At 69.2% G+C, this 19675-nt stretch carries 14 protein-coding genes; 7 read left to right on the top strand and 7 right to left on the bottom strand.

Annotated features, from left to right (window positions below):
• Positions 1-103 precede the first annotated feature (103 nt).
• Both Q3A80_RS00625 and Q3A80_RS00620 read right to left on the bottom strand, forming a co-directional pair.
• Complete coding sequence (locus tag Q3A80_RS00625) at positions 104-1648, bottom strand: NAD(P)H-hydrate dehydratase (RefSeq protein WP_446327217.1); 1545 nt, start codon at positions 1646-1648, stop codon at positions 104-106.
• A gap of 52 nt (positions 1649-1700) precedes the next feature.
• Positions 1701-3005 carry an FAD-dependent oxidoreductase gene (locus Q3A80_RS00620; RefSeq protein WP_446327216.1) on the bottom strand — a complete coding sequence of 435 codons (1305 nt, stop codon included), beginning with the start codon at positions 3003-3005 and terminating at the stop codon, positions 1701-1703.
• Between the two features lie 341 nt (positions 3006-3346).
• On the opposite strand from Q3A80_RS00620, the gene purL reads away from it, so the two are divergent.
• The gene (purL, locus tag Q3A80_RS00615; protein ID WP_446327215.1) at positions 3347-7411 is read left to right on the top strand and encodes a phosphoribosylformylglycinamidine synthase; all 4065 of its coding nucleotides are present in this window, start codon (positions 3347-3349) and stop codon (positions 7409-7411) included.
• Positions 7411-7953: a GNAT family N-acetyltransferase gene (locus Q3A80_RS00610; RefSeq protein ID WP_446327214.1), complete on the top strand. Its 543-nt coding sequence runs from the start codon at positions 7411-7413 to the stop codon at positions 7951-7953. Before purL ends, Q3A80_RS00610 begins: the two co-directional genes overlap by 1 nt.
• A 211-nt stretch (positions 7954-8164) precedes the next feature.
• On the opposite strand, the gene Q3A80_RS00605 is transcribed toward Q3A80_RS00610, so the two are convergent.
• The 5 genes from Q3A80_RS00605 to Q3A80_RS00585 all read right to left on the bottom strand — a co-directional run bounded on the left by Q3A80_RS00605 (position 8165) and on the right by Q3A80_RS00585 (position 11967).
• A complete protein-coding gene (locus Q3A80_RS00605; RefSeq protein WP_446327213.1) occupies positions 8165-8947 on the bottom strand; it encodes a peptidylprolyl isomerase in 783 nt (260 codons plus the stop codon).
• 18 nt (positions 8948-8965) lie between these two features.
• On the bottom strand, positions 8966-9274 hold the full coding sequence (locus Q3A80_RS00600) for a BolA family protein (RefSeq protein WP_124661928.1): 309 nt from the start codon (positions 9272-9274) through the stop codon (positions 8966-8968).
• A gap of 1 nt (position 9275) precedes the next feature.
• On the bottom strand, positions 9276-9806 hold the full coding sequence (locus Q3A80_RS00595) for a septation protein A (RefSeq protein ID WP_011352350.1): 531 nt from the start codon (positions 9804-9806) through the stop codon (positions 9276-9278).
• Positions 9807-9929: 123 nt separating this feature from the next.
• Positions 9930-10361 (bottom strand): peptide-methionine (R)-S-oxide reductase MsrB, encoded by a 432-nt coding sequence (gene msrB / locus Q3A80_RS00590; protein WP_040144369.1) that lies wholly within the window; start codon positions 10359-10361, stop codon positions 9930-9932.
• A gap of 37 nt (positions 10362-10398) precedes the next feature.
• A complete protein-coding gene (locus tag Q3A80_RS00585; protein ID WP_446327212.1) occupies positions 10399-11967 on the bottom strand; it encodes a protein adenylyltransferase SelO in 1569 nt (522 codons plus the stop codon).
• Positions 11968-12131: 164 nt separating this feature from the next.
• Between Q3A80_RS00585 and Q3A80_RS00580 the strand changes: the two genes are divergently transcribed.
• The 5 genes from Q3A80_RS00580 to Q3A80_RS00560 all read left to right on the top strand — a co-directional run bounded on the left by Q3A80_RS00580 (position 12132) and on the right by Q3A80_RS00560 (position 19657).
• Positions 12132-13775, top strand: a complete 1644-nt coding sequence (locus Q3A80_RS00580; protein ID WP_446327211.1) for a 3-(methylthio)propionyl-CoA ligase — start codon at positions 12132-12134, stop codon at positions 13773-13775.
• Between the two features lie 183 nt (positions 13776-13958).
• Positions 13959-16043 carry a 3-hydroxyacyl-CoA dehydrogenase NAD-binding domain-containing protein gene (locus Q3A80_RS00575; protein ID WP_446327210.1) on the top strand — a complete coding sequence of 695 codons (2085 nt, stop codon included), beginning with the start codon at positions 13959-13961 and terminating at the stop codon, positions 16041-16043.
• 43 nt (positions 16044-16086) lie between these two features.
• On the top strand, positions 16087-16719 hold the full coding sequence (gene pncA, locus Q3A80_RS00570; RefSeq protein WP_446327209.1) for a bifunctional nicotinamidase/pyrazinamidase: 633 nt from the start codon (positions 16087-16089) through the stop codon (positions 16717-16719).
• 42 nt (positions 16720-16761) lie between these two features.
• Positions 16762-17940, top strand: coding sequence for an acetyl-CoA C-acyltransferase (locus tag Q3A80_RS00565; RefSeq protein WP_446327208.1), 1179 nt, complete (start codon positions 16762-16764; stop codon positions 17938-17940).
• Positions 17941-18256: 316 nt separating this feature from the next.
• A complete protein-coding gene (locus tag Q3A80_RS00560) occupies positions 18257-19657 on the top strand; it encodes a GGDEF domain-containing protein (RefSeq protein ID WP_446327207.1) in 1401 nt (466 codons plus the stop codon).
• The last annotated feature ends 18 nt before the right edge of the window (positions 19658-19675 follow it).

The raw sequence follows: 19675 nt of genomic DNA, 5'->3' as shown, positions 1-19675 counted from the left end.
GAGTGAAGCGTGAATCGGGAGGAATGCCGCGCCGGCGCATCGGGATCGGAAGGCCGGCGGACGAGCGGGCCCGCCGTGCGGCGGGGCACTCAGTATAGCGGCGTTATATGTCGGCGCGCGGCGACGGGTAAAAAAGGCGGTTGATCAGCGTGCGCACCATCGGTGCAAGTTCGCCGGCGGTGAGGCCGGCCGGTCCGGTGCCGTTCGCCGTCAGCGTGTCGGCCGCGAGGCCGTGCAGGTAGACGCCCGCGAGCGCGGCTTCGTACGGCGCGACGCGCTGCGCGAGCAATGCGCCGATCAGGCCACCGAGCACGTCGCCGGTGCCGCCGGTCGCGAGCGCGGCATTGCCGGTCGGGTTGATCGTCAGGCGGCCGTCGGGCGCGGCGATCACCGTGCCCGAACCCTTCAGCACGACGATGCTTGCGTAGCGCGCGGCGAGGGTGCGGGCGGCGGCCAGGCGATCGTGCTGCACGGTCGCGGTGTCGCTGCCGAGCAGTCGCGCCGCTTCGAGCGGATGCGGCGTCAGCACGCACGCGTGGCCGCGTGCGCCGCGCGCGGCGACGGCGGCGGCGAGGTCGGCGTGCGTCGCGACGAGGTTCAGCGCATCGGCGTCGAGCAGCGTCGCGATGTCGTGCGCGAGCACGTCGCGCACGAGCGCCGCCGCGGCGTCGCGCGTGCCGAGGCCGCAGCCGGCCGCGATCGCGGACATCGCATCGAGCGCCAGGCTGCCGGCCGGATGCAGCATCAGCTCCGGAAACGGCGGATCGTACGGCGGCGCGCCGGCGCCGAGAAAGCCGACATGGACCTTGCCGGCACCCGCGAACAGCGCGGCACGCGCGGCGAGGATCGGCGCGCCGCACATGCCGGTGTCGCCGCCGAGCACGGCCAGGCTGCCGAACGTGCCCTTGTGCGACGCGAACGCGCGCGCGGGCAGCGCCGCGGCGAACCGCGCGGGCGCATTGAGCACGACGGCAGGCGCGGCCGGCGGCGCGACGTCGAGCGACGCGATGTCGATGTGGCCGGCGAGGTCGCGGCCGTCGCCGGTGTAGAGGCCCGGTTTCGCGCCGATGAACGTGAGCGTGTGCGTGGCGGCGACCGCGACGCCCGCACCGACGATCCGGCCCGTATCGCTGTCCAGTCCGCTCGGCACGTCGAGCGCGAGCACGCGCCCGCCGCTTCGCGCGTGCGCGGCGATGCGTGCGGCCTGTTCGGCGAACGGGCCCTCGAGCGCGCGGCCGAGGCCGATGCCGAACAGTCCGTCGACCACCCACGCGTAATCGTCGAGCGAGCCGGGCGGCTCCGTCGACAGCGGCACGCCGGCCGCGCGCGCGAGCGCGAGCGCCCATTGCGCGTCGTCGGGCTTGACCGGCACCGGCATCCACGCGTGCGTGGACACGCCGAGCTGCTGCAGCTGCGCGGCGGCGACCAGCGCATCGCCGCCGTTGTTGCCGGGGCCGACCGCGAACCAGACCGGGCGGTCGTCGCCGGCCGCGCGCTCGGACAGCCAGCGCGCGGCTGCGGCGCCCGCGCGGCCCATCAGCGTGTGCGGCGGCAGTTCCGCGGTCGCGGCCGCCTCGGCCGCGCGCAGGTCGGCGACGCGCAGCAGCGCGAGCGGGGTGGAATCGGGAAGCGGGTGGGCGTTCGTCATCGCGGAATCATGGCGGCGGGGAGGGAGCCGCCGCGGGACGCGCCCGCAGCGGTCAGGTCGCGAAGCGCGCGGCGCTCAGCGCGGCCAGCGTGTCGGCGGGCCACTGCTGCGTGTCGCCGCCGAGGTAATCGGTCACCACTTTAGCAGAGCCGCACGCGAGCCCCCAACCGGCCGGGCCATGGCCGAAATTGACGAACACGCGCGGATGCGGGGTCGGACCGACGACCGGCAGACCGTCCGGCGACAGCAGTTGCGTGCCCTGCCACGACAGCGCGGCCGAAATCTTCGCGGCACCCGGCACCCAGTCGTGCACGGCCTGGCCGAGCAGCGCGAGCGCGGCCTCGGACAGCGGCTCGGCAAGCGGCTTCGCGGTATCGGCGACGCTTTGCAGCACGGCGGCGCCGCCCACGCGCAACCGCTGGTGCGTGCGCGTGATCGAGATCCGCTTGATCGAATCGACGACGCTCAGGTGCGGCGCATGCTCTTCGTATGCGACGGGCGCGGTCAGCGTATGGGTGCGGACCGGATGCAGCGGCAGCTGCCAGCCGAGCCGCTCCAGCAGCGGCAGACTGCCGGCGCCGGCCGCGACCACGATCGCATCGGCCGAAATCACGTCGACCTCGCGCGCCTTCCCCGCGTGCCGGCCGCCGGCGGGCGGCGCGAGCTCGACCGCCGCGCGGCCGTTGTCGATGCGGATCGCGGCGACGTCCGCGCCGAAGCGGAACTGCACGCCGTGCTCGTCGAGCGCCTGCCGGACCAGCTTCGCGAACAGCGGGCAGTTGCCGGTGCGTTCGGCCTCGAGCAGCACGCCGCCGGCGAAGCCGGGCTCGGCCGGCACCGACGGCTCCAGCGCCGCGCATTCGGCGGCGGTGAGCACGCGGTACGGCTGGTCGAGCGTGCGCAGCAGGTCGAGCGCCGGCTGCAGCGCGTCCCAGTCGCGCGGGTCGCGCACGACGTGCAGGATCCCCGGTTTCTGCTCGAATTCGAGTTCGAAGCGCGCCTCGATGTCGGCGAGGGTTTCGCGCGATGCATCGATCAGCGGGCGCAGCCGCGCGTACTGCGCGACGAAGGTGTCGGGCTCGCGCAGCGCGGCGAGCTGCTTGACGAAGCGGCGCACGCCGCCGTTGAAGCCCGGCTTGTAGACGATCCCGGTGTCGCGCGGCTGGCGCTGGCGCATGAAGGTCGGGCCGAACCAGACGTCGAGCGGGCTCGGCAGCAGCGTGCCGCCGTCGCCGTAGGTCGCGCCCTGCGCGACGGTTGCGTGGCGTTCGACCACGCATACGCGATGGCCGGCCGCGCGCAGCTGGTAGGCGGTGGCGACGCCGCTGAGTCCGCCGCCGATGACGATGACATCCATGGGTTGCTTCGATGACGGGCGGCGCGCACGCCGCCCGGTGAGAATTCGCTGACGGGCCGCCGGCCCGGTGAACCGGGAATGATAGCGCCAAAATCGCGCCAGCCGGCGTCACGCGAACCCATCGCGTTCCGCCGTGGTGCCGCCTCGGACCGCCACCGCCCGCTGCCGCCCCTCGGCCGCGCCGGCCCGGCGGCGGTCCCCGGCACGGCGCCGCTGCACCGTCGCGGTGCACGACGGGCGCCGATCGGCCGGTCTGGGACGACCGACTTCCGGGTATAATTACGGCCTTCCTTTCGCCCCACGTCGCCACCTCGCGCGACTCATCGACGTCAGTCCAGCCCATGGCTCACTTCTCGTGTTTTCCCGGCGCTTCGGCCCTCTCCGATTTCCGTCAAACCCGTCTGCTCGACACGCTCAGGCAAATCGACGCCAACATCGTCGCGGTGCGCGGCCAGTTCCTGCACTTCGTCAATGCGGCCGAGCCGCTGTCGGCCGATGACAGCGCACGCATCGACGCGCTGATGCACTACGGCGCGCCGTTCGAGCCGGCGGCCGAAAAGGGGACGGTCGAGACCTTCGTCGTGCTGCCGCGCTTCGGCACGGTCTCGCCGTGGGCGAGCAAGGCGACCGACATCGCGCAGCACTGCGGCCTCACGCAGGTGCGCCGCATCGAGCGCGGCATCGAATTCACGGTCACGCTGAAATCGGGCCTGCTCGGCGGCAAGAAGGCGCTGTCCGACGACGCGCGCGCAGCAGTCGCTGCCGCGCTGCACGACCGGATGACCGAGAGCGTGGTCGCCGCGCGCGACGACGCGAAGCACCTGTTCGACGAACTGCCGGCCAAGCCGCTGTCGACGGTCGACGTGCTGGGTGTCGGCCGCGCCGCGCTCGAGCAGGCGAACGCCGAGCTGGGCCTCGCGCTGGCCGACGACGAGATCGACTACCTGGTCGACGCGTTCCGCAAGCTCGAACGCAATCCAACCGACGTCGAGCTGATGATGTTCGCGCAGGCCAACAGCGAGCACTGCCGCCACAAGATCTTCAACGCGCAGTGGACAATCGACGGGCAGGAGCAGGACATGTCGCTGTTCGCGATGATCCGCAACACCGAGAAGCTGAGCCCGCAGGGCACGATCGTCGCGTACTCGGACAACTCGTCGATCATGATGGGCGCGGAAGCCGAGCGCTGGTTCCCGCGCAATGCGGGCGCGGCCGGCGAGCCGGGCGAACGCTACGGCCGCCACACCGAGCTCACGCATACGCTGATGAAGGTCGAGACGCACAACCACCCGACGGCGATCTCGCCGTTCCCGGGCGCGGCGACCGGCGCGGGCGGCGAGATCCGCGACGAAGGCGCGACGGGCCGCGGTGCGCGTCCGAAGGCAGGCCTCACCGGCTTCACGGTGTCGAACCTCGACCTGCCGGACGCGCGCCAGCCGTGGGAAAACGACCGCGACGCGGCGCAGCCGGTCGCCGAGCGCAACCCGAACGAGCAGCACGGCCCGTACGGCCGCCCGGACCGCATCGCGTCGCCGCTGCAGATCATGATCGACGGCCCGCTCGGCGGCGCTGCGTTCAACAACGAATTCGGCCGTCCGAACCTCGGCGGCTACTTCCGCGTGTACGAGCAGAACGTCGGCGGCCAGGTGCGCGGCTATCACAAGCCGATCATGATCGCGGGCGGCCTCGGCAACATCGCCGATCAGCACACGCACAAGCACGACGTGCCTGCCGGTTCGCTGCTGATCCAGATCGGCGGCCCCGGCATGCGCATCGGGATGGGCGGCGGCGCGGCGAGCTCGATGGCGACCGGCGCGAACACGGCCGAGCTCGACTTCGACTCGGTGCAGCGCGGCAACCCGGAAATCGAGCGGCGCGCGCAGGAAGTGATCAACGGCTGCTGGCAGCTCGGCGCGGAAAACCCGATCCTGAGCATCCACGACGTCGGCGCGGGCGGCCTGTCGAATGCGTTCCCCGAGATCGTCGACGGCGCGGGCAAGGGCGCACGCTTCGAACTGCGCAAGGTCGCGCTCGAGGAATCGGGCCTGTCGCCGCGCGAAATCTGGTCGAACGAGGCGCAGGAGCGCTACGTGCTGGCGATCGCGCCGGCCGACCTGCCGCGTTTCGAGGCGATCTGCGCACGCGAGCGCTGCCCGTTCGCGGTGGTTGGTGTCGCGACCGACGAACGCCAGCTGCAGCTCGTCGACGACGAAGCGAAGGGCGCGGATGAATTCCCGGTCGACATGCCGATGGAGGTGCTGCTCGGCAAGCCGCCGCGTATGCACCGCGACGTCACGCGCGTCACGACCGAGCGCGCGCCGGTCGACGTGACGGGCATCGCGCTGTCGGCAGTCGCGGTCGACGTGCTGAAGCACCCGACGGTCGGCAGCAAGTCGTTCCTGATCACGATCGGCGACCGTTCGGTCGGCGGCACGTCGGTGCGCGACCAGATGGTCGGCCCGTGGCAGGTGCCGGTGGCCGACTGCGCGGTGACCGCGCTCGACTACGCGGGCTTCAAGGGCGAGGCGATGACGATGGCCGAGCGCACGCCGCTCGCGGTGATCGACGCGCCGGCCTCGGGCCGCATGGCCGTCGGCGAGGCGATCACGAACATCGCGAGCGCGCCGATCGCGTCGCTCGACAAGCTGAAGCTGTCGGCGAACTGGATGGCCGCGTGCGGCACGGCCGGCGAGGACGCCGCGCTGTTCGACACGGTCAAGGCGATCGGCATGGAGCTGTGCCCGGCGCTCGGGATCGGCATCCCGGTCGGCAAGGATTCGCTGTCGATGAAGACCAAGTGGGACGAGCAGGGCGTCGCGAAGGAAGTGGTGTCGCCGGTGTCGCTGATCATCTCCGCGTTCGCGCCGGTCGACGACGTGCGCCGCCACCTGACGCCGCAACTGCGCCGCATCGCCGACGCGGGCGACAGCGTGCTGATCGCGATCGATCTCGGGCGCGGCAAGAACCGGATGGGCGGCAGCATCTTCGCGCAGGTCACGCAGCAGGTCGGCGATGCGACGCCGGACGTCGACGATCCGGAAGACCTGAAGCGCTTCTTCAACGCGATCCAGTCGCTCAACGCGCAAGGCAAGCTGCTCGCGTACCACGACCGCTCGGACGGCGGCCTGTGGGCGACGGTATGCGAAATGGCGTTCGCGGGCCACGCCGGCGTGTCGCTGAACGTCGACATGCTGACGCTCGACCCGAACCACGAATCCGACTACGGCGACGCGAAGGACTGGGCGAAGCAGACGAGCGGCCGCCGCGAGGATCGCACGCTGCGCGCGCTGTTCTCCGAAGAGCTCGGCGCCGTCGTGCAGGTGCGTGCGGCCGACCGCGACGCGGTGCTCGGCGCGCTGCGCGAATTCGGCCTGTCGGCGTGCTCGCACGTGATCGGCACGGTCAACGATCGCGACGTGATCGAGGTATACCGCGACGCGAAGAAAGTGTTCGATGCGCCGCGCGTCGAACTCCATCGCGCGTGGGGCGAAGTCAGCTGGCGCATCGCGCGGCTGCGCGACAACCCGGCCTGTGCGGACGCCGAATACGACGCGCTGCTCGACGCGGCCGACCCGGGCATCTCGCCGGTGCTGACCTTCGATCCGGCCGACGACATCGCCGCGCCGTTCATCGCGACGGGTGCACGTCCGCGCGTCGCGATCCTGCGCGAGCAGGGCGTGAACTCGCACCTCGAAACGGCCTACGCGTTCGACCGCGCGGGCTTCGATGCGCACGACGTGCACATGAGCGACCTGCTCGCGGGCCGTGCGACGCTCGCCGATTTCGCGGGTGCGGTGGCGTGCGGCGGCTTCTCGTATGGCGACGTGCTGGGTGCCGGCGAAGGCTGGGCGAAGACGATCCGCTTCAACGCGAACCTCGCCGACATGTTCTCGGCGTTCTTCGCGCGCCCCGACACGTTCGCGCTCGGCATCTGCAACGGTTGCCAGATGCTGTCGAGCCTCGCGTCGATGATCCCGGGCGCGCAAGCGTGGCCGAAGTTCACGCGCAACAAGTCCGAGCAGTTCGAGGCACGCTTCTCGTTCGTCGAAGTGGAGAAGTCGCCGTCGATCTTCTTCGCGGGGATGGAAGGCTCGCGGATTCCGGTGGCGGTCGCGCACGGCGAAGGCTATGCGGACTTCTCGCAGCAGGGCGACATCGAGCGCGTCGCGGTCGCGATGCGCTACGTCGACCACCGCGGCGAAGCGACCGAACGCTATCCGTTCAACCCGAACGGGTCGCCGGCCGGCATCACGTCGGTCACGACGGCCGACGGCCGCTTCTCGGTGCTGATGCCGCACATGGAGCGCGTGCACCGCACGGTCACGATGAGCTGGCATCCGGAAGGCTGGGGCGAAGCGAGCCCGTGGATGCGCGTGTTCCGCAACGCGCGCCGCTGGATCGGCTGATGTTCGATCCGCACGCGCCGGTCGACATCGTCACGCTGCGCGACGAACGCGCAGGCGACGTCGATGCGATCGGTCGCGTGATCGCGGCCGCATTCGCGGAGGCGCCGCAGCACGGGCAGTTCGAGCGGCAGATCGTCGACGCGCTGCGCGCGGACGGTGCGCTGAGCGTATCGCTCGTCGCGGAGCGCGACGAGCGCGTGATCGGCCACGTCGCGTTCTCGCCGGTGTCGATCGCCGGCGAGCCGGCCGGCAGCCACGGCTGGTACGGGCTCGCGCCGCTCGCGGTGCGGCCCGAATGCCGGCGGCAAAGCGTCGGGGCCGGGCTCGTGCGCACGGGCCTTGACGCGTTGCGCCGGCTCGGTGCGCGCGGCTGCGTCGTGCTGGGCGACCCCGCGTACTACGCGCGTTTCGGTTTCGTGCCGTCCGGCGATCTCGTATTCACGGACGCGCCGCCCGCGTACTTCCTCGCACTGGCGCTCGACGAAGCCGCGCCGCGGCCGTCGGGTGCGGTCCGCTATCACGACGCGTTTCATCCGGCGTAGCGGTTCGCCGCGTTGATCGCCTGTCATCCCGCCGTTCCGCAAAGCCGCATCGCGCGGCTTTTTCATTGGGCCGCCGGCGCGTGAGGCGCCGCGCCCACGCGAGTCCGTTGCGTTCGCGGCCCGCGCGCGTCGCGCGACGCGCGAAAGCGGGTGCCGGAAACAAAAAGGCCGCTCCTGGGAGCGGCCTTTGCGCGGACGAGCTGCGCCGACGTTACTGGATCTTCGCCTGCTGGCGCAGACCTTCCTCGAACGCCTGCAGCTTCTGCTGCACGAGCTGCTGCGCGATCTGCGCCTTCACCTGGTCGAACGGCGGCGGCGCGATGTCGCGGATGTCGTCGACGCGGATGATGTGCCAGCCGAACTGCGTCTTCACCGGCGCATCGGTCATCTGGCCTTTCTGCAGCTTCTGCGCGGCGGCCGCGAATTCCGGCACGTACGCCTTCGGGTCCGACCAGTCGAGGTCGCCGCCGTTCTTGCCCGAGCCCGGATCCTTCGAGTACTGCTTCGCCAGGTCCTCGAACTTCGCGCCGCCCTTGATCTTCGCGATCAGGTCCTTCGCCTGCTGCTCGCTGTCGACGAGGATGTGGTGCAGGTGGTACTCGCGGTTGCCGCCGGCACCCTTCACGAGATCGTCATAGCGCGCCTTCACTTCGGCGTCGGTCGGCTGGTTCTTCTTCAGGAAGCTCTCGATCATCGAGCGCAGCACGACCGTCTGCTGCGCGACGGCGACCTGCGCCTTCACGTCCGGACGGTTCGGGATGCCTTCACGGATTGCTTCCTGCATCAGGATTTCGCGGTTCACGAGTTCCTGGCGCACGGCCTGCTGAAGCTGCGGGCTGTCGGTCTGGCCTTGCTGGACGAGCTGCGCGACCATCGCGTCGGCGCGCGACTTCGGAATCGGCGTGCCGTTGACGACGGCGATGTTCTGGGCGAATGCCGGTGCCGCTGCAAAAGCAGCCGCCGCGACCCACAGGCGGGGGGATTTCAGGATCATCGGGAATTCCTGTTGAGACTAGATTGAAGATTCGTTGAATTCTTCGGGCGTGTAAGCCACGATCGCGAGCGCGTGAATGCCGCGCTGCATCGCATCAGCGAGCGCATCATACACCAGGCGATGCCGTGCGACGCGCGGCTTGCCCGCGAAGGCGGCCGATACGATCGTCACCGTGTAGTGGCCGCCGGCGGCCGCGCCGGCATGGCCGGCGTGCTGCGCGCTGTCGTCGCGCACCGCGAGCGACAGCGGCGCGAGCGATGCGGTGAGGCGCGCTTCGATCAGCGCGATGCGCTCGTCGGGCGACGCGTTCAGAAAGGTATCGGTCATGTCATTCGTCCTTCAGGTACTTCGTGAGCCACAGGCTCTGCAGGATGATGAACACGACCATCGCGCCCGTCGTGCCGAACAGCTTGAAGTTCACCCACTGCGATTCGGTGAAGTTGTGCACCACGTACAGGTTCGCGACGCCGAGCACTGCGAAGAACAGCGCCCACGCGACATTCAGCTTGTCCCACACGGGATGCGGCAGCGTGAGCTGCTTGCCCATCATCTTCTCGATCAGGTTGTTGCCGAACGCATAGCGCGCGGCGAGCAGCCCGATCGCAAACAGCCAGTACAGCACAGTCGGTTTCCATTGAATGAATTTTTCGTCATGCAGGACGAGGGTGGCGCCGCCGAAGACGACGATCACGCCGAGGCTGACCCACAGCATCGTGTCGACCTTCCGGTGGCGGAAGGCGACCCACGCGACCTGGGCCAGCGTCGCGACGATCGCGACGGCGGTGGCGGTGAAGATGCCCCAGACCTTGAAGGCGGCGAAAAACAGGATGATCGGAAACAGATCGAACAGGAATTTCATGGCGCTCGCAGCTGCGTGAAAGGCCGCATCGCGCGGCCTTTCACCGTTGTAGGGACCCGCCAGGCGTCACCGTCCGGGGTCGGGCAGCCGGCAACGCTGCCCGACCGATCCGTCCGGCGCCGCTCATTCGTTTTCGGGTCGGGACTCGAAGTTTAACGCAGCCGAATTGATGCAGTACCGCAAACCGGTCTTGTCGCGCGGGCCGTCCTCGAACACGTGGCCGAGGTGCGCGCCGCAATGGTTGCAGCGCACCTCGACGCGCACCATCCCGTGCGAGCGGTCGATCTTCTCGTCGATCACCTCGCCGTTCAGCGGCTTGAAGTAGCTGGGCCAGCCGCAGCCCGAATGGAATTTCGCGCCGGACTCGAACAGCGGCGTGCTGCAGACGACGCACTTGTAGATGCCCGGATCTTCGGTGTCGGTGTATTCGCCGGTGAACGCGCGCTCGGTCGCCGCATGCTGGGTGACCTCGTACTGCATCGGCGTGAGGCGGCGGCGCAGCTCGGCGTCGTCCTTTTGATACGGATAGGTCTTGTCGTCGGAATCGTGTGACATGTGAGGGTTCTCCTGATCGGTCGGTCGGGTCGTCGCGCTACGACGAGCAGCTCACTTCGAGCGACCCGGCCCAGTCGGGCGGCAATGCCGCATACGCTTCATGTTCCGGTTGTTCGTCGAACGGCCGGCGCAGCACCTGCGCGAGCCGTTCGACCTCGGAAAAATCCTTCTCCTTCGCGCGCCGGATCGCGACTTCGGCCAGATGGTTGCGCAGCACGTATTTCGGGTTCACGCGATTCATTGCGGCTGCGCGGGCCGCGTCGTCGCGCGTTTCCTCGGACAGCCGGGTGCGGTAGAGGTTCGCCCACGCATCGAACGCGTCGCGATCGATGAACAGGTCGCGCACCGGCGCATCGCGGCTCGCGTCGTGCTTCGAGATATGTGCGAGCCGGCGGAACGTCAGCGTGAAATCCGCGCGGCTCGCGTGCATCGTTTCGAGCAGCTTGTTCGCGAGCTCCGCATCGGTCTCGCGTTCGAGCTCGAGGCCGAGCTTCGCGCGCATCGCGCGTTCGAGCGCGGGGCCGAAGCGCTCCGGAAACTTCGCGAGCACGGCCTGTGCGTCTTCCACCGCGCGCTCGGCGCGCGCGTCGTCGTCGGCGATCCCGTGCTGCAGCCCGATCAGCGGCAGCAGCGCCTGCGCGAGGCAGTAGCAGTTCCAGTGCGCGATGCGCGGCTGCATCCGGTACGCGTAGCGGCCGCTCGTGTCGGAGTGGTTGCAGATGTGGTTCGCGTCGAAAGCGTCGACGAAGCCGAACGGGCCGTAGTCGATCGTCAGGCCGAGGATCGACATGTTGTCGGTGTTCATCACGCCGTGGCAGAAGCCGACCGCCTGCCACTGCGCGACGACATCGGCCGTGCGCAGCATCGCCGCTTCGAGCAGCGCGAGGTATGGATCGTCCGCGTCGCGGCAGGCCGGATAGAAGCGATCGATCACGTGGTCGGCGAGCTGGCGCAGCAGGTCGGGGCGATCGTTCGAGAAGAAATGCTCGAAGTGGCCGAAGCGCACGAAGCTCTCCGACACGCGCGTGACGACGGCCGACGTTTCGATCTCCTCGCGCACGACCGGCTGGTCGGAGCCGATCACCGCGAGCGCGCGCGTGGTCGGAATGCCGAGGTGATGCATCGCTTCCGAACACAGGAATTCGCGGATCGACGAACGCAGCACCGCGCGGCCGTCGCCCATGCGCGAATACGGCGTGCGGCCGCCGCCCTTGATCTGCAGTTCGTAGCGCTGCCCGTCGGTGCCCGGCAGTTCGCCGATCGTGAGCGCGCGGCCGTCGCCGAGCTGGCCGGCCCACACGCCGAACTGGTGGCCGGAATACACCGACGCATACGGCAGCGCGTTCGCGGGCCAGTCGCGCGTCGGGTTGCCGGCGAACAACTCGGCGAAGTCCGGCCGTGCCGCGACCGAAGCCGGCAGGCCGAGCAGTTGCGCGACTTCGTCGGAAAATCCGACCACGTACGGCGCGGGCAGCGGCGCGGCCGGCAGCCGCGTATGAAACGCGTCGCCGAGCGCGACGAACGCGCCGGCGGCCGGCGCGCCGAGCGTCGCGGCGAGGTCGGGGAGGGTGTCAGCCGCATCGGCTGCGCTTCGGGAAAACGACATGTTGAGCGCCTCTGGGTAAGCCGATATTGTAAGGCGGCGCTGCGCCGCCCGCATGGCGGCCCGCACGCGCCGCGCAGCGCCTGTCCGGGCCGTGGACGGGCCGCAAGCCGGCGCACCGCTTCGAGGCCGGTCACCGATTCGCTTCCTTCAGGGAGAACAAGACGATGGGTAAGCCGTTGCTGGGCCAGATGATGGACATGCCGTTGCTGGTGTCGTCGCTGATCGCGCATGCCGCGCGTTACGCCGGCGACACGGAGATCGTGTCGAAGCGCGTGGAAGGCGACCTGCATCGCTACACGTACCGCGACTGCGAGCAGCGCGCGAAACGCCTCGCGCAGGCGCTCGCGCGGCTCGGCGTCGAAACGGGCGATCGCGTCGGCACGCTGGCGTGGAACGGCTACCGGCATCTGGAGGCGTATTACGGGATCGGCGGAATGGGCGCCGTGTGCCACACGATCAACCCGCGCCTCTTTCCCGAGCAGATCGCGTACATCGTCAATCACGCGGAAGACCGCTACGTCTTCTTCGACCTCAATTTCGCGCCGCTCGTCGATGCGATCGCGCCGCAGTGCCCGCACGTGAAGGGGTGGATCGCGATGACCGACGCCGCGCACCTGCCGTCCGGCGCGACGCCGTACCTGTGCTACGAAACGCTGGTCGGCGCCGAGGACGGCCGCTACGACTGGCCGCGCCTCGACGAGCGGCAGGCGTCGGGCCTCTGCTACACGTCGGGCACGACCGGCAATCCGAAGGGCGTGCTGTATTCGCATCGCTCGACGGTGCTGCACGCATACGGCGCCGCGCTGCCCGATGCGATGAACCTGTCGGCGCTCGATGCGGTGCTGCCCGTCGTGCCGATGTTCCATGTGAACGCATGGGGGCTGCCGTACGCGGTGCCGCTCACCGGCGGCAAGCTCGTGCTGCCCGGCAAGGATCTCGACGGCAAGTCGCTGTACGAGCTGATGGAGGCCGAGCGCGTGACGTTCTCGGCGGGCGTGCCGACCGTATGGCTCGGCCTGCTGAACTACATGCGCGAGGCCGGCGTGCGCTTTTCTACGCTGAACCGCACGGTGATCGGCGGGTCCGCGTGCCCGCCCGCGATGCTGCGCACGTTCGAGGACGAATACGGCGTGCGCGTGATCCATGCATGGGGAATGACCGAGCTGTCGCCGCTCGGCACGCTCGCGAAGCTGAACTGGGCACAGTCGCAGCGGCCGCTCGACGCGCAGCGCCGGCTGCTGGAGAAGCAGGGGCGCGTGATCTGCGGCGTCGACATGCGGATCGTCGGCGACGACGGCCACGAACTGCCGTGGGACGGCGTCGCGTTCGGCGAGCTGCAGGTGCGCGGGCCATGGGTGATCGATCACTACTTCAGGAGCGATACGTCGCCGCTGTCGGACGGCTGGTTCCCGACCGGCGACGTCGCGACGATCGACCCGGACGGCTTCCTGCAGATCACCGACCGCAGCAAGGACGTGATCAAGTCGGGCGGCGAATGGATCAGCTCGATCGACATCGAGAACGTCGCGATCGCGCACCCGGGTGTCGCCGAAGCCGCCTGCATCGCATGCGCGCATCCGAAATGGACCGAACGGCCGCTGCTCGTCGTGGTGCCGCGCGAGGGCGCGAACCTGACCCGCGATGCGCTGCTTGCGTTCTACGAAGGCAAGGTCGCGAAGTGGTGGGTGCCCGACGACGTCGTGTTCGTCGAAGCGCTGCCGCACACGGCGACCGGCAAGCTGCAGAAGCTGAAGCTGCGCGAGACGTTCCGCGACTACGTGTTGCCGACGGCGGTCTGCGAGCCGTAATCGCGGGCCGGCGCCGGCCGGCCGCACGGTCGCCCGGTCCGGCCCCCGGATCGGCACAAAATTCAAATTGAACGACCGTGCTTTTTCGTTGTATGCTGCCTCCGTTCGATCCGGACATGCGGCCGTTCGACCGCGCACAATGAAGCGCAGCCACCCCGGCGCGCGATGCATGGAGGCAGGCAGATGGCAGTGGATTACTCGACTCGCGACGGCGTGGCCGTCATCACGCTCAACAATCCGCCCGTCAACGGGCTCGGCCTGTCGACGCGCCAGGGCGTCATGGACGCGCTCGATCGCGCCGCGCAGGATCCGGCGATCGCCGCGATCGTGCTGACGGGCGCCGGCCGCGCGTTCTCGGGCGGCGCCGACATCACCGAATTCAATACGCCGAAGGCGCTGCAGGAACCGACGCTGCACACCGTGATCCGCGCGGTGGAGGCGAGCGCGAAACCGGTCGTCGCGGCGTTGCACAGCGTCGTGATGGGCGGCGGGCTCGAACTCGCGCTCGGCGCGCACTATCGCGTCGCGTCGCCCGGTGCGCAGGTCGCGCTGCCCGAAGTGAAGCTCGGCCTGCTGCCGGGTGCGGGCGGCACGCAGCGGCTGCCGCGCGCGGTCGGGCTCGAAACCGCGCTGAACATGATCGTGTCGGGCGCGCCGGTGCCGTCGGAGCAGCTCGCGACGAGCGGGCTGTTCGACGCAATGGCCGACGGCGACCTGCTCGAGACGGCCGTCGCGTTCGCGCGCAAGGCCGGCGCGCAGGGCGGTCCGCATCCGCGCGTGCGCGACCGCAAGATCGTCCACGAGAACGCCGCGGGCTTCATCCAGTTCGCGCGCAATTCCGTGCGGGCCGCCGCGCCGAACTTCCCCGCGCCGCACAAGTGCATCGACGCGATCGAGGCCGGCGTGCTCAACGGTTTCGACAGGGGCAGCATCGCGGAGCGCGACGGTTTCGTCGCGCTGATGATGACGCCGGAAAGCCGCGCGCTGCGGCACGCGTTCTTCGGCGAGCGCGCGGCGAGCAAGATTCCCGACGTGCCGGCCGATACGCCGGTGCGCGAGATCCGCCGCGTCGGCGTGATCGGCGCAGGCACGATGGGCGGCGGGATCGCGATGAACTTCGTCAACGCGGGGCTGCCCGTCACGCTGCTCGAGACGAAGCAGGAAGCGCTCGACCGCGGCCTCGCGACGATCCGCAAGAACTACGACGCGCAGGTGAAGAAGGGCAAGCTCACGCAGCAGAAGCTCGACGCGCGCATGGCGCTGATCACGCCGACGCTGTCCTACGACGACCTGAAGGACGCGGACCTGATCGTCGAGGCCGTGTTCGAGGAACTGGGTGTGAAGGAGCAGGTGTTCGGCCGGCTCGACGCGGTGGCGAAGCCCGGCGCGATCCTCGCGTCGAACACGTCGACGCTCGACGTCGACAAGATCGCCGCGTTCACGAAGCGTCCGCAGGACGTGGTCGGCATGCACTTCTTCAGCCCGGCGAACGTGATGAAGCTGCTCGAGGTCGTGCGCGGCGCGCAGACCGCGAAGGACGTGCTCGCAACCGTGATGGCGGTGGCCAAGAAGATCCGCAAGACGGCGGTCGTGTCGGGCGTGTGCGACGGCTTCATCGGCAACCGGATGATCGAGCAGTACATCCGCCAGGCGCTCTTCATGCTGGAGGAAGGCGCGCTGCCCGCGCAGGTCGATCGCGCGATCGAGAAGTTCGGTTTCGCGATGGGGCCGTTCCGGATGAGCGACCTCGCCGGCAACGACATCGGCTGGGCGATCCGCAAGCGCCGCTATGTGGAACAGCCCGATCTGCACTATTCCAAGATCGCCGACCGCCTGTGCGAGCAGGGCCGCTTCGGCCAGAAGACGGGCGGCGGCTGGTACGACTACGTGCCGGGCGAGCGCAAGGCGAAACCGTCGGCGCTCGTCGACGAGATGGTCGTCGCGTACTCGAAGGAGCGCGGCGTCGAGCGGCGCAAGATCGGCGACGACGAGATCGTCGAGCGGCTCGTGTATGCGCTCGTCAACGAAGGCGCGAAGATCCTCGAGGAGAAGATCGCGTCGAAGGCGTCCGATATCGACATGGTCTATCTGACCGGCTACGGCTTCCCGCTGTGGCGCGGCGGCCCGATGCTGTACGCGGACATGGTGGGCCTCTACAACGTCGAGCGGGCGATCCGCCGCTACGCGGCTGCACCGAACGGCGACGCGTGGCAGCTCGCACCGTCGATCGTGGAACTGGCGAAGGCCGGGCGCGGGTTCAACGGCTGACGACCCGCGCGACCGCACGGCCGCGCCGGCAAGGAGAAACGCAATGAAACGCACCGACGACGTATTGCTCGTGATCGACGTGCAGTACGACTTCATGCCGGGCGGCGCACTCGCGGTGCCGGACGGCGACGCGGTCGTGCCCGTGATCAACGCGCTCGCGCAACGCTTCGACCACGTCGTGCTGACGCAGGACTGGCACCCGCGCGAGCACGTGTCGTTCGCGGCGAACCATCCGGGGCGCGAACCGTTTTCGACGCTCGCGCTGCCGTACGGCGAGCAGGTGCTGTGGCCCGTGCACTGCGTGCAGGACACCGAAGGCGCGGCGCTGCATCGCGACCTCGACATCCCGCACGCGCGGCTCGTGATCCGCAAGGGCGGCGACGCGCAGGTCGACAGCTACTCCGCGTTCGTCGAGGCCGATCGCACGACGCGTACGGGGCTCGCCGGCTATCTGCGCGAGCTCGGGGCGAAGCGCGTGTGGTGCTGCGGGCTCGCGACCGACTACTGCGTCGCGTGGTCGGCACTCGATGCGCGCGCGGCGGGCTTCGAGGCCGCGGTGATCAACGATGCGTGCCGGGCGATCGACCTGAACGGGTCGCTCGCGCACGCATGGCAACAGATGCAGGCGGCGGGCGTCGCGCATGTGACGTCCGCGGGCGCGCGCCCGACGGCGTAGCGCATTCCCATCCGACATGAAGCAGGACCGAAGGAGACTCGCATGACCGAAGCCGTAATCGTATCGACCGCACGCACCGCGCTCGCGAAATCGTGGCGCGGCGCCTTCAACATGACGCACGGCGCGACGCTCGGCGGCCACGTGGTCGCGGCCGCGCTCGAGCGCGCGAAGCTCGATCCGGCGCGCATCGAGGATGTGATCATGGGTTGCGCGAACCCCGAGGGCGCGACCGGCGCCAACATCGCGCGGCAGATCGCGCTGCGCGCCGGGCTGCCGGTCAGTGTGCCGGGGATGACGGTGAACCGCTTCTGTTCGTCCGGGCTGCAGACGATTGCGCTTGCCGCGCAGCGGATCATCGCGGGCGAGGGCGACGTGTACGTCGCGGGCGGCGTCGAATCGATCTCGTGCGTGCAGAACGAAATGAACCGGCACATGATCCAGGAAGGCTGGCTCGTCGAGCACAAGCCGGAGATCTACTGGAACATGCTGCAGACGGCCGAGAACGTCGCGAAGCGCTACGGGATCGCGAAGGAGCGTCAGGATGCGTACGGCGTGCAGTCGCAACAGCGCGCCGCAGCCGCGCAGGAAGCCGGGCGCTTTCGTGACGAGATCGTGCCGATCACCGTGCGCGCGGGCATCGCCGACAAGGCCACGGGGCGCCTGTTCACGCAGGAAGTGACGGTGTCGGCCGACGAAGGCATCCGGCCCGACACGACGCTCGAAGGCGTGTCGAAAATCCGCTCGGCCGTGCCGGGCGGCGTGATCACCGCGGGCAACGCGAGCCAGTTCTCGGACGGCGCGTCGGCCTGCGTCGTGATGAACGCCGATGTCGCGCAGCGCGAAGGGTTGCAACCGCTCGGCGTGTTCCGCGGGTTCGCGGTTGCCGGTTGCGAGCCGGACGAAATGGGGATCGGCCCGGTGTTCGCGGTGCCGAAGCTGCTGAAGCAGGCGGGACTGAAGGTCGACGACATCGGTCTGTGGGAGTTGAACGAAGCGTTCGCGGTGCAGGTGCTGTACTGCCGCGATACGCTCGGGATCCCTGACGATCGCCTGAACGTGAACGGCGGCGCGATCGCGGTCGGCCACCCGTATGGCGTGTCGGGCGCGCGCCTGACCGGCCACGCGCTGCTCGAAGGCAAGCGGCGCGGCGTGAAATACGTGGTCGTCACGATGTGCATCGGCGGCGGGCAGGGCGCCGCCGGACTGTTCGAAATCGTCTGACGTGAGGTCGCCGGCGGCCGCAATTTTCCGCGACGGGAAAGCGGCCGCCACGACGGGCGAACCGGCGCGCTCCGCCAGCGATTCGTAAGGATCCTGAAGCAAACGGTGCCGGCCCGAGGATGCTGTTTCCCCTTACTTGTCAAACGAATTGCGGCACCTATACTTGCTCTGACATTTGCCTTTCGGCGGGATGGGTCAGCGCGCGTGCCGCACCGACGCACGCGACGCGTTTCCGGTAGCCGGCGAAGACGATGCAGTGCGCGTTTCCGGCACCGTGGACGTTCGAACCACGCAGCAGACCGAAACGGGGATCAAATTGAGCACAGCCTATGCAGCCGGGGAACCGCCGCGCATCGTCAGCGCGGCCGCGAGGCTCTACGCAAGATGCCTGCTGGTCGGATTCGCATTGCTGCCGGCCTATCTGATTGCCTATCTGTGGTTCTTCAGCGACCCGCACGTGCTGTTCGAGAGCCACGCATTCCATGAACTCGCGATTGCGGCCGCCACGCTCGAGGGCGCATTCGTCACCTACGTGACCTGGGTGTGCTACCGGTCGTCCGGCGAACCGCTGCTGCGCTGGCTGACGCTCGGCTTTCTCGGCTTCGCGATGATCTATGCGCTGCACGGCCTCTTCACGGGCATGGCGCATCACAACATCTGGCTGTTCCTGCTGTACGGGCCTGCATCGCGGCTCGTGATGTCGATGCTGCTGCTCACCGGCATGCTGTCGTATTCGCAGCCGCCCGATCGCGTCGACAGGCGTACGCGCGTGCGAACGTGGCTGCCGTGGGTCGTGCTGTTCCTGATCGTCGACGCGGCGGTCGCGTACATCGCGTATTCGCCGATCGCGGGCGCATTCGGCACGCGCACCTCGATGGAAGGCGGCGCGCTCGTGCTTTCGCTGCTGAACGTCGGCGTGCTGCTCGCGCGCCGCATCCGTTCGCCGCTGATGGTGATCTACGGCGTGTCGATCACCGCGTTCGCGCTGTCGTCGCTCGCGTTCATGCTCGGCAAGCCGTGGAATCACATGTGGTGGCTCGCGCATGCGATCTTCGCGGGCGGCTTCTTCCTGTTGAGCTTCGGCGTCGTGCAGGCGCTGCAGACGACACGCTCGTTCTCCGCGATCTACAGCCAGCAAGACCTGATGAGCCGGCTGTCGGAATCGATGGCGCGCACCGAGAGCGCGCTGCAGGAGTTGCGGCGCACGAACCAGAAGCTCGAATACATGGCCGCGACCGACCCGATGACGGGCGCGTCGAACCGCCGCCAGTTCATCGCGCAGGTGGAGCGCGAGATCGTGCGCGCGGAGCGCGACGGCACGCCGTTCTGCCTGCTGGCGCTCGATCTCGACAACTTCAAGAACATCAACGATGCGTACGGGCATCAGATCGGCGACGAGGTATTGCGCGGCGTCGTGCGCCAGTGTCTCGAAGCGCTCCGGCCGGCGGGGGCGCTCGCACGGGTCGGCGGCGAGGAGTTCATGGCGCTGTTGCCGGAGATGCCGCTCGAAGGTGCGCGGATGACCGCCGAGCGCGTGAGATCGTCGATCGCGAGTTCGCCGTTCGGGCTGGATTTCAAGCGCGTGCAGGTGACGGTCAGCGTCGGCGTCGCGCAGTACGGCGTCGACGGCAGCACCGTCGATGCGTTGCTGCGCGCGGTGGACGAGCGCTTGTATCAGGCGAAACGAGACGGGCGCAATCGCGTGGTCGCGCACTGACGAACGAGCGCCGCGGAT

This window comes from Burkholderia sp. SR8, from assembly GCF_052851275.1.
Note: the sequence above shows the minus strand (reverse complement) of the source record. Positions and strands in the feature narration are given on the sequence as shown.